We start from the raw sequence: 10,829 nt of genomic DNA, 5'->3' as shown, positions 1-10,829 counted from the left end.
CGATAAATGTAGAAAAGTCCGAGCTCTCGCTCGGGACTTTGTCTACAGTCTGAGCAAAGGAATAACCATTTATATAAATTAATGATTATTCCTTTGCTTTTAATAGGTTGATTATATTTTTGAGAGGATTAAAGAAATTGAAAGTTTTATATACTTGTGATGACAATTATGCTTGGATCATGGGAATATCATTAATTTCATTATTTGAAAATAATTGTTACATGGAAGAACTGGAGATTTATTTACTTGGTGAAAGTATTAGCGAATCAAATAAAAAATATATAAACGATATCGCACAAAAGTATAATCGCACATTGCATTTAATTGACACGCCTAAATTGAAGAGCATTCCTCAGAATATTAGTTCATATCGCTGGCCATTAAGTGCATATATCAGATTATTTGCAGGAGAATTATTACCTGAATATGTTGACAAGGTTCTTTATATTGACTGTGATACGATTGTAAATGGAAAAATAGATGAATTAGATAAGATTGATATTAGTAATAAAATTTTTTATGGGGTTAAAGACTGCATAGGCGGTGTCTATAAAAAGAATATAGGTTTAGAAAAAAATGATATTTATATTAATGCAGGCGTTTTGCTTGTGAATCTGAATGAATTGCGGAAAATTAATATAGGACAGCGTATAGACTGTTTTATGAAAAAATATAGAGTATTTATTAATTATGCAGATCAGGATATTTTAAATGGTGTTTTTCAGGGATGTATTGGGTGCATATCACTTCATTATAATGTAATGACTATTGTTGCGGAATATAGCTATAAAGAGTTATATACACTCCGAAAACCCACTAACTTTTATTCGGAGACAGAAATGAATGCTGCAGTTGATCAACCAATCATTATTCATTACACGACTAATATGAGAACGATCAGACCCTGGTATAGTAATACAGATCATCCATATGCAGCGTTATTTAAACAGTACTTAACCCTGAGTCCATGGAATGGCAGAGAATTATGTGCTATGAAATACAATGGTATTAGTTCGCGGATAATTGGAATTTTAGAGAAATTTCCACGATGCATCGCTTTTCCGATTTTAGGGGGCATCCATGCTTTTATCAGGCCCTTGCTTAGCTGGTGTAAAATTATACGATAGAGGTAAAACATGAAAGTATCGGTTATTATTCCAGTTTATAACGTTGAAAAGTATTTAAAACGTTGTTTGAACAGCGTATTATGCCAAACATATAGAAATCTGGAGATTATTATTGTAGATGATGGATCAGAAGATTATTCTGGAATGATATGCGATAACATATGTGAGACAGATAAACGAATTGTTGTGATCCATAAAAAAAATGGGGGATTGTCTTCTGCGCGTAATATGGGGTTGGAAATTGCAACGGGCCATTATATTACATTTGTGGATAGCGATGATTATATAGCACTTGATTTTATTGAAAAGACGCTTGATTTATGTGAGGACAAGAAAGCTGATATTGCTATTATGCAGATGTTATACATATCTGAAGATATCAATGAAGAAATGAAGCAGGGTGAAAAGAATATAGTTGAAATATTTGATTCCCAGAGAGCGATTGAGGAATCATTATATCAAAAACGCTATAGCTGTTGTACTCCTGGGAAGCTTTATAAAAGACATGTATTTGATAAAATCCGATTCCCGGAAGGAAGGTTATCTGAAGATTTGGCAACGTGTCATTTGCTTTTAGATGCGGCGGACAAAATCGTCTATAGCAATGAAATCGGCTATTATTATAGACAGCATAACAGCAGTATTATGCACATATTTAATCCTAGAAGGATGGATGCTTTGGAATGGTCAATTAATATAGAACAGTTTTGCGAAGAAAAATATCCCAATATTATTCCTGCTGCATTGTGCAGGACATTTAATGTATCTATACATTTGCTATTAGAACTTCCTGAAAAAGGAGAGATGTACGACAGGTATTTTGTTGATATTTGGAATGAGATTAAACGTACAAGAATTCCTGTGATTCTTTGCCATAAAGTACGTTTTAGGGAACAAGCAGCCGCAATCTTATCATTTGCAGGACTAAAAATGTTAAAGTGTGTTTGGAACAGTAAGATTGCTATAAAGAAAACAGAAGGATAGGCGGCTAAGAAAAGTGAGAGGATGATTTACAGTATGGCTGTTTATATAATAAATATAGCTGTTATTACTGTTCTTGGACTTATAAGTAGAGTTGAATTTCGTATAAAAGAGATAATAATATCAGGAAAAAGAGCCAGTGAGTTTTTTTTGTGTATTGTTTTTTCTACAATTATGGCATTAAGGGCATCAACAGTTGGTGTTGATACATCACCGTATTCAAGAATATTTACTATTATTGGAAATAGTCAATCTTTGACTATTGCATTAGAGAAATCATCATTGTCAGCTCCATTATATGTAATTTTATGCAGGATTTTATTCTGTATATCCCGTGATCCACAGATATTAACAATAGTGACAGCACTTATTATAAATATAGGATTGTTTGTTTTTATTCATAAAAATTCTTCATATCCTATTTTTTCTGCATTTTGTTGGGTTGGGCTTACGTTATTTTATTGCAGTATGAATGGTAATCGGCAGTGTATTGCTGCAGTGTTCGTTTTAAATTCATTAAGTCATTTAAGCCGGAATTTAAAAGATATGAAGGGGTGGATCCTGCTTGCTGTTGCTGTTAATATCCATTCTACAGCGATCATAATGCTAATGGGAGTATTAGGGATTTATCTGGTGAATCGAGTAAGGGATACTCATTTAATTTTTATATTATCCACATTAATCAGTACTATTTCTGGCATACTTTTTAGGACTGTAGTAAATTTTTTTATTCAAATGTTTCCAAGATATTCAATTTATACAAATGGATATTCCAAATATTCGATTTTCAAAAGTACTGGAGGAGGACGAATAATCATATTGTATCTATTTTTATTCTGTATTGTATGTCTTGGAGTATTGTATGAGGAATATCAGGATACAAAAGATATGATGGTCAATAAAAAGATGTTGCCCGCAGTAATTTTTTGTTCCGTTTTTGGGGCTTTTAATTGTAAAAATGAGTTAATTAACCGGATGCTATGGTATTATCTCGCACTTTTTATTGTCTTTATTCCCAATCTGTTATACAAATGCAGGAAAACACAGAGAACTCTTTTAGGGGCAGGAATTATTTTTGTATTATTGGTATATAGTTTTTTATCATTAAGAGAGAATCAAAATGGTGTTGTTCCATATGTACCATTTTGGATAGAATGAAAATTGAGGTGTAAGAGTGAAAAGCAAAGTTGAACGTTTTTGGATTTATACAGTTCAAAAATTTCATTTTGTATTTGGCTATTTATTGAGACTTTTTTTCTGCTATGATAAGGTCGATTTAATGGATACTGTAAGGTGTAGGAGGGGACGTATTCCAGAGGATCTATTAAAATCCCTTCCGAGAAGTTTGCGGGTAAATAATCGTTATCTTCCTGGCGAGAAAATTGAGTTCTATATAAAAGGCGAAGAATTGAGAATAACGGTTTTATACCAATTCCATAGGATATTGAAAAATATGGACTGCCAGGGAACGAGTGGTATAGAAGTAACTATAAAAGATAATTATGGTTTCAAAGTAAATAAATGCATATTTCCAAAGACTTCTACACAGATGTATATGGTTGATACATTTAAAATAAATGGAGGAGGTGGATATGTATGTATTGGTTTACCGCCTTTTGCGCTAGTTGAATCAATTCTGGTAAATAAAAAGGTGTTCATAAAAAAAGTAAAGGAAGAAAAAGAAAGCATAGTCGTGTACGGCTCTAGTATTACACATGGCTGTGCGTCTTCCAGGCCAGCTTTGGCATATACCAACATTTTGGAGAAAATGACAGGAGGTAATGTTTTAAATTTTGGATTTTCAGAGTCTGCTAAAGGAGAGGAGGAAGTGATTCGATATATATCTTCATTGGGTGCTAAAATAATGATTGTCGAGTTTGATCATAATGCAACTATAGAAGAATTACGGAAATCTCATTTCATTGTTTATCAAACCATCCGAAGTATTACAGATTGTTGGATTATATTTATGTCGAGATTTACAGGAGGGTTATCAATCACGGAGGAAGAGGAACAAGAACGGATCAGAATTATCACAAATACATATCAGATGGCTAAGAGACTTTATGATGATAAAATTGCATTAATTCTTGGAAATACCGTTTTTGGAACCAATAAAAGGGATTATTTTGTAGACGGTGTTCATCCTAATGATTTGGGGATGGAGGTCATCGCAGAAGCCATCTATGATGTAATCAAAAAAAGGGGCATGCTGAATTGAATATTAAATCGATATTAAAAGAAATTTTGCCAGATAATATTATATGTAGTTTAAAGATGGGATTTGAAGTATTCTATTTCGCTTTATTAATTAGAAGACTTGAAAAAAGCAAACAGTCATTTGATCTGCTGTTGGGAACGCCCATTCATAGAAATCTAGGCGATCATTTGATTACTATGGCAGAGCGAGAACTATTAGAGAAGCTTCAATATACAAGAACTATTGTAGAAATTCCAACGGAAGTATACCAGGTATATAAAGAAAGGCTTAAAAGGCTTGTTGATAAAAATTCTATCATATTTATTAATGGAGGAGGTTGGATGGGAAATCTGTGGCCTAATGAAGAGCTTCTTCTACAGGATATGGTTTATACATTTAAAGATAATAAAACAGTTATTTTTCCTCAGACAATTTTTTATGATAAAAGTATGAAACCATATAAAGAGCTTCTTAGATCATCCCAGAGGTGTATCATGCAAAATAGTAAACTGTATTTGTTTGTAAGAGACAGACAGTCATATGAGTTTGCTAAAAAGTGTTTAGGCTGTGGAAAGATATATTTGTGCCCTGATGTTGCATTGTCATATAGTATGGAGGGGACGGAACGGAGAAAATACTCTAAAACGGTGGGATATTGTCTTCGAAATGATAGAGAGTGTTCTAGAGATAGACAGGCGGAAAAACGTATTCGGATGATTTTAGGACAGGTTGGATATCATGGAAGTAATGTCAACACAATGACTCTCATCAGAGTTCCTTCTTTTTTGAGGAAGTATATAGTCTGTAAACGTTTGACGAAATTCTCGCAGTTTTCGCTAATTGTCACAGATCGCCTACATGGTATGATTTTTGCATATGTTACCAATACTCCATGTATTATTTTCGATAATAAAACACAAAAAGTATTTGGCGTTTATGAGGAATGGCTTTCAGATGTGGATTGGATTTATCCTGTATATGATTCTGTGAATCAAAATGAAATAATATCGTTTATAGAATCCTTGGAAAAAACAAAGAAATTTAAATGGTCAGAGAAACTTGATTTTGACATATTGCAGGAGATAATTATTAATGACTAAAATAAAGAGACTTATTCTAGGAATGATACCAAATCAAAAATGCAATTTAAAATGTGAATATTGTTATATTTCTCAAGTAGATGCATGGGATGAGCCAGAGCCATTAAAATATTCGGTAGAGCATATTCAAAAATGCCTTTCTAAAAAACGATTGGGGGGAACTTCGCTGATTAATTTGACAGGTAATGGAGAAACCTTGCTCCAGCCTGATATTGTCCCCTTAATATCTGCACTATTAAAAGAAGGACATTTCGTTGAGGTGGTTACCAATGGAACTGTGACAAAAAGAATAGATGAACTAATTCAATTATCACCAGACTTACGAAAGAGGTTATTTTTTAAAATTTCTTTTCATTATAAAGAACTTAAGCGATTAAATAGACTAGATAAATTTTTTGATGATGTAAAAAAAATTCATACCTCTGGAGTTTCTTTTACCTTGGAACTTATGGCATATGATGGAATTGAGGATGATATTGATGATATTTGCAATATCTGTAAAAAAAATATAGGGGCTGTTTGTCATGCAACTATTGGTCGAAATGATAAGAGAAAAGATAAGGCTCTGCTTTCAAAACATTCAAAAGATGAATTTAGAAAAATATGGAGTAAACTGGAGTCTCCCATGACTGAATTTAAACTGAATATGCTTGGTATAAAACGAAAAGAATTTTGTTATGCAGGAAGCTGGAGTTTATTTGTGAATATGTATACAGGTGAAAGCCAGCCCTGTTATTGGCAACCATATAATCAAAATATTTTTGCTGATCCGGAAAAACCAATTAAATTTATCCCAGTTGGACATACGTGTACTCAACCTTACTGTACGAATTCACATGCACATATGGCATGGGGAATTATACCTGAAATACAAACTCCGGAATATGAAAAGATGCGCAATAGAAGAATGAAAAATGGAGAAGAGTGGCTTTCGGAAGAATGTAGAAAGTTTTTCTGCTCTAAATTGTTTGAATCTAATAAGGAATATGACAATATGCAGAAATTATTACATGATTTTGCTTATCCCTTTCTTTTGATTAAATGGTTCGGAAGGGATTGGAAGAATAATACTCGGCGCTTGAAAAAATATATAAAAAGGATTGGCAAATAATATATGTCTCAGAATAAATATGTAAGGCTTCTCCTCGACATGATTGTTTTTGTTATCGGTACTGTCCTTGCAAAGGCTGTGCAATTTTTGTTAATGCCAGTTTATACTACATATATGTCTACAGAAGCCTACGGAATGGCTGAATTGACAAATAATCTGTCGGAATTTTTTTTGCCAATTGTAACTCTTTGCATTTATGAGTCTGTTTTCAGATTTACAGTGGGGTCCAGCTTAAAAAAAGAAGAAATTATTTCTGTAAGTATTAAGATTGTATCCCTTTCAGCGTTTGTAGGAGCAATTGTTTTAATGGCAGGGAATGTCCTGTTTCATTATCAATATGCAGGATATTTGTATTTTGTTTTATATGCGTATTCTTATAAAATGCTGATAGCATATTATGTTAGAGGCAAGGGGAAAACAAAAATTTTTGCGGCTAGCGGAATTGTTAATGCGACATTCCTGGCATTTTTTAGCTACATTTTACTTGTAAAACTTCATTGGAATGTGGAAGGGTATCTTTTGGCAATTGGTTTTGCTTATACAGCATCTATGCTTTTCTTATTTGTGGGTGGAAAGGTATATTCTGATTTGGTATGGGGAGTGGAGATTAAAAAAATTGGCAGGGAACTATTAGAATATAGTATGCCTCTTATTATCTATAATATTGGATATTGGATTACAACCATGTCTGGTAGATATATTCTGCTTTGGACAAAAGGGGCATCAACTGCGGGAATGTATGCGGCGGTAGTTAAGCTTGCAGCAGTTATTAATATGTTTCAACAGGCCTTTTATGCTGCATTTCAATTAAATACATCCAGAGAATATGAGAGTACTGAAAAAGAAACATACTTTACAAATATTTTTAGATTATATTCAACCATTATATTGATATTTGGTACCATAACATTAAGCGTTTCTCCGCTATTAGCAAAATTTACTTTAAAGAAGGACTTTTTTGAGGCAAGGGTATTCCTTCCAGTCATACTTTTTATTTCAGTTATCGATTGTATGTTTTGCTTTTATAAAACAATGTATACTACCTTTAAATTTACAAAGAGAGCAGTGCCTAGTATGCTTTTGGGGGCAATCATAAATATAATTATTGGAAGTGTAACAGCGAATCAATATGGAATATGGGGTATTTGTTTTGCAAGCTTTCTATGCTATGCTTCACAGATTATTTATAGAATTATAGATGTAAATCGTTTTGTAAAAATCGAATGTAATTGGAAATATATTATATCCAGTATTTCTTTGTTATTAGTACAGGCAATTTTCTTATCTAAAGGGAGTCTTATTGCAATATCTGGTTCATTTATTATTGCAGCATTTGTTATATTGGCTAGTATGCTTATATGTAAAGAGGATATTATAAAAATTTTGAAAAGATGTAAAAACATCATATTTTAAACTTGCTGCTTTGTACCATAGATACGTGCCTATATATGCTTTGTACAGTTTTTTCTACAAAAACCGGATTTTGTCAAAAAATATTTTATCGCTAATAGTACGTAATTTTTCGCTTTTCTCCTTTCAAATTCACTCTTCAAAGAGTATAATATTGACAGGAGAAATATGAGGAAAGGATCCATATGCAAAAACCACACGAAAATGAGGAAGAACTTCAGATCGATCTGCTGGAGCTGCTGTTTGCCTTCAAAAAGAGGCTGTGGCTCATACTTCTGGCGGCGGTATTAGGGGGGATGGGGGCTGGGATTTACAGTAAGGTAGTGCTGACGCCGGTGTATACCTCTACCGCTATGGTCTATGTTTTGTCAAAGGAAACGACCCTGACGTCTCTGGCGGATCTGCAGATAGGGAGCCAGCTGACAAAGGATTACCAGGTGATCGTCACCAGCCGCCCTGTGCTGGAGAAGGTGATCGAGAAGCAGGGGCTGGATATGACATATGAGGAGCTGAGAAGGCAGATCAGCATTTCCAATCCCGCAGATACCCGTATCCTGTCCCTGACAGTGTCAGATTCTGATCCGGTGAGGGCAAAGGCAGTGGCGGATGAGGTGGCCCAGGTATCCTCGGATTATATTGGGGATATCATGGAAATGGTGCCGCCGAAGGTCATTGAGGAAGGCGTGATCGCGCGTTTGCCTGCGGCTCCCAGTGTGAAAAGAAATGCAGCGATAGGCAGTCTGACAGCAGCATTTGGTGTCTGCGGCGTGATCGCCATACAGGTGATCCTGAATGATACTGTGCGCTCTGAAGAGGATGTGGAAAAATATCTGAAGCTGACAGTGCTGGCCTCTATCCCGGATGACAGAAGTCAGGAGGAAAGGAAGCGGCAGAAGGACAGGCGCAGAAGACAGAAAATGGGTAAAGGGAGGGAGAAGTAAGGGATGGCAGAGATACTCCGGCTAAAAAATACAGGCTGCAGGGACTATTATTATGAGGAGGCTGTCAAGACACTGAGAACAAATATCCAGTTCTGCGGGAGCAGCCTGAAAGCCATCATGTTTACAAGCTCTATGCCTGATGAGGGGAAAAGTGAGACAGCCTTTGCCCTGGCATCCTCCTTGGCAAGTATAGGAAAACAGGTTTTGCTCATGGACTGTGATATACGGAAGTCCGTTATGGTAAAGCGGTATGAAGTTAAGGGGAACCCGAATGGCCTGTCTCAGTACCTAAGCGGACAGAAGACGCTGGAGGACGTTCTTTATAGAACGGATATTGAAAACTTAGACCTGATCCTTGCAGGTCCCTATTCACCTAACCCGGCAGAGCTTCTGGAAGACCAATTATTCCATACAATGCTGGAAAGAGCCAGGGAAGAGTATGATTATATCATCCTTGATACACCGCCCATGGCAAATTTGATAGACGGAGCCATTGTAGCCAGCCAGTGTGATGGAGCCGTGCTGGTAATTGAGAGCGGTGTGATCTGTTACCGTCTTGCCCAGAGGGTGAAGACACAGCTGGAAAAAAGCGGATGCCGTATATTAGGTGTCGTATTGAACCGGGTGGGTTCGGAGTTTGAAAATGGCTATTACGGACGTTATGGGAAATACGCAGGGAGATATGGAGGCCGGTATGGAGATGATGATCCGTATGCGGAAAAACAGGGGATCGGCACAAGGGAGAGATGATAGATACTTTGGAGAATGGAAAGAGGAGTGTCAGGAGGCGTAAGAGCAGGAGATTGGATAATGGGAGGCGAAAAACGGTCCGGACTGTGGCAACGGTGCTGGCGGTAGCAATGCTTGCATCCAGTGCCTGTCATTTGCATAAGGAAAAGAGCGGGTTGGATCAAAGGGAAGAGATGGAGGCAGCCTTTGAAGAAGGAAAAAATACGATCGAGTATCAGGGAAAAACTTATCGCCGGAATACTTATGTAAAAGCAATCCTGCTCATGGGAATCGACCGGGCGGAAACGCTTCAGGAGACAAAGGTAGCGGGATCAGGTGGCCAGGCAGATGGTATTTTCCTGGTGGCCTGGGATACTGCGAGGGATAAAGCCAGGCTTTTGCTGATCCCCAGAGATACTATGACTCCCATCACCCTTACAGATTTAAGCGGAAATGTGCTGGGGCAGGATATCCAGCATCTGACTTTGGCCTATGCCTATGGAGATGGAAGGAAAAAAAGCTGCCTGTATATGAAGGAGGCAGTGACCAATCTTTTGGAGGGCCTGGAGATTGACGGATATATGGCGGTGAGTATGGAAGCTCTTCCGGTATTGAATGATGCAGTGGGAGGTGTTTCCGTCACCATAGAGGATGAGGGGCTTGCAGCGGCTAATGGGGATTTTATTCTGGGAGATACGATCCTGTTGAATGGGAAGCAGGCAGAAGCCTATATCCGATACAGGGATATTGGAAAAGCACAAAGCGCCCTGGAGCGTATGGAACGGCAGAAGTCCTATATACAGGGCTTTGTGCAGGCAGCCAGGGACAAGGCCAGGCAGGAGGAGGGATTCATAGCCAGGACGATGGATGAAGCGCAGGATTACATGGTTACGGATATGGAGAAGGGAAGATACATAGATATGGCCCTGACATTTTTAGGAGGAAGCCAGAGTTGGGGCAGGGAGGATATGCTGACTCTTCCGGGAACCCCGGTAGAGACGAATCTATATGACGAATTTCATCCGGATAAAGAAAAAATGATGCCAATGATACTTGAACTGTTTTACAGAGAAGAATAATAGTAACGATTCAGCCATGCCATCTTCTTGTTTTCAAAAAGCATGAAAGCAAGAAGCTTTGGCTGTCCGCCATATGTCAATTTGTACAGAAATATGCTTATGCAAGCCAGCTTGCAACGCATATTTCCGCACAAATTGCCGCATGGCTGAA

General features: G+C 36.8%; 10 protein-coding genes. All 10 read left to right on the top strand.

The window, feature by feature from the left end:
• Window positions 1-119: 119 nt before the first annotated feature.
• The 10 genes from LIZ87_RS18715 to LIZ87_RS18670 all read left to right on the top strand — a co-directional run bounded on the left by LIZ87_RS18715 (window position 120) and on the right by LIZ87_RS18670 (window position 10,678).
• The gene (locus tag LIZ87_RS18715; RefSeq protein WP_227148778.1) at window positions 120-1,127 is read left to right on the top strand and encodes a glycosyltransferase family 8 protein; all 1,008 of its coding nucleotides are present in this window, start codon (window positions 120-122) and stop codon (window positions 1,125-1,127) included.
• A 9-nt stretch (window positions 1,128-1,136) separates the two neighbouring features.
• On the top strand, window positions 1,137-2,111 hold the full coding sequence (locus LIZ87_RS18710) for a glycosyltransferase family 2 protein (RefSeq protein WP_227148777.1): 975 nt from the start codon (window positions 1,137-1,139) through the stop codon (window positions 2,109-2,111).
• A 33-nt stretch (window positions 2,112-2,144) separates the two neighbouring features.
• On the top strand, window positions 2,145-3,266 hold the full coding sequence (locus LIZ87_RS18705; protein ID WP_227148776.1) for an EpsG family protein: 1,122 nt from the start codon (window positions 2,145-2,147) through the stop codon (window positions 3,264-3,266).
• A 16-nt stretch (window positions 3,267-3,282) separates the two neighbouring features.
• A complete protein-coding gene (locus tag LIZ87_RS22625; RefSeq protein ID WP_227148775.1) occupies window positions 3,283-4,329 on the top strand; it encodes an SGNH/GDSL hydrolase family protein in 1,047 nt (348 codons plus the stop codon).
• Window positions 4,326-5,408 (top strand): polysaccharide pyruvyl transferase family protein, encoded by a 1,083-nt coding sequence (locus tag LIZ87_RS18695; RefSeq protein WP_227148774.1) that lies wholly within the window; start codon window positions 4,326-4,328, stop codon window positions 5,406-5,408. The genes LIZ87_RS22625 and LIZ87_RS18695 overlap by 4 nt, the downstream gene beginning before the upstream one ends.
• Window positions 5,401-6,519: a radical SAM protein gene (locus tag LIZ87_RS18690; protein WP_227148773.1), complete on the top strand. Its 1,119-nt coding sequence runs from the start codon at window positions 5,401-5,403 to the stop codon at window positions 6,517-6,519. The genes LIZ87_RS18695 and LIZ87_RS18690 overlap by 8 nt, the downstream gene beginning before the upstream one ends.
• A 3-nt stretch (window positions 6,520-6,522) precedes the next feature.
• Entirely contained in the window at window positions 6,523-7,932 is a 1,410-nt protein-coding gene (locus LIZ87_RS18685; RefSeq protein WP_227148772.1) for a lipopolysaccharide biosynthesis protein, read from the top strand.
• A gap of 182 nt (window positions 7,933-8,114) precedes the next feature.
• Window positions 8,115-8,870, top strand: coding sequence for a YveK family protein (locus LIZ87_RS18680; RefSeq protein ID WP_178314857.1), 756 nt, complete (start codon window positions 8,115-8,117; stop codon window positions 8,868-8,870).
• Between the two features lie 3 nt (window positions 8,871-8,873).
• Window positions 8,874-9,620 (top strand): CpsD/CapB family tyrosine-protein kinase, encoded by a 747-nt coding sequence (locus LIZ87_RS18675; RefSeq protein WP_227148771.1) that lies wholly within the window; start codon window positions 8,874-8,876, stop codon window positions 9,618-9,620.
• Complete coding sequence (locus LIZ87_RS18670) at window positions 9,617-10,678, top strand: LCP family protein (RefSeq protein ID WP_442912259.1); 1,062 nt, start codon at window positions 9,617-9,619, stop codon at window positions 10,676-10,678. Before LIZ87_RS18675 ends, LIZ87_RS18670 begins: the two co-directional genes overlap by 4 nt.
• The last annotated feature ends 151 nt before the right edge of the window (window positions 10,679-10,829 follow it).

It is taken from the genome of Lacrimispora sp. 210928-DFI.3.58 (genome assembly GCF_020554865.1).
Classification (GTDB): domain Bacteria; phylum Bacillota; class Clostridia; order Lachnospirales; family Lachnospiraceae; genus Enterocloster.
The sequence above is the reverse complement of the archived record's forward strand: the minus strand, read 5'-3'. Positions and strand labels throughout refer to the sequence as shown.

Coding starts and splice junctions, on each gene's coding strand:
- LIZ87_RS18675 (WP_227148771.1), top strand. CDS start 8,874: ATGGCAGAGATACTCCGGCTAAAAAATACAGGCTGCAGGGACTATTAT.
- LIZ87_RS18710 (WP_227148777.1), top strand. CDS start 1,137: ATGAAAGTATCGGTTATTATTCCAGTTTATAACGTTGAAAAGTATTTA.
- LIZ87_RS18670 (WP_442912259.1), top strand. CDS start 9,617: ATGATAGATACTTTGGAGAATGGAAAGAGGAGTGTCAGGAGGCGTAAG.
- LIZ87_RS18690 (WP_227148773.1), top strand. CDS start 5,401: ATGACTAAAATAAAGAGACTTATTCTAGGAATGATACCAAATCAAAAA.
- LIZ87_RS18705 (WP_227148776.1), top strand. CDS start 2,145: ATGGCTGTTTATATAATAAATATAGCTGTTATTACTGTTCTTGGACTT.
- LIZ87_RS18680 (WP_178314857.1), top strand. CDS start 8,115: ATGCAAAAACCACACGAAAATGAGGAAGAACTTCAGATCGATCTGCTG.
- LIZ87_RS18685 (WP_227148772.1), top strand. CDS start 6,523: ATGTCTCAGAATAAATATGTAAGGCTTCTCCTCGACATGATTGTTTTT.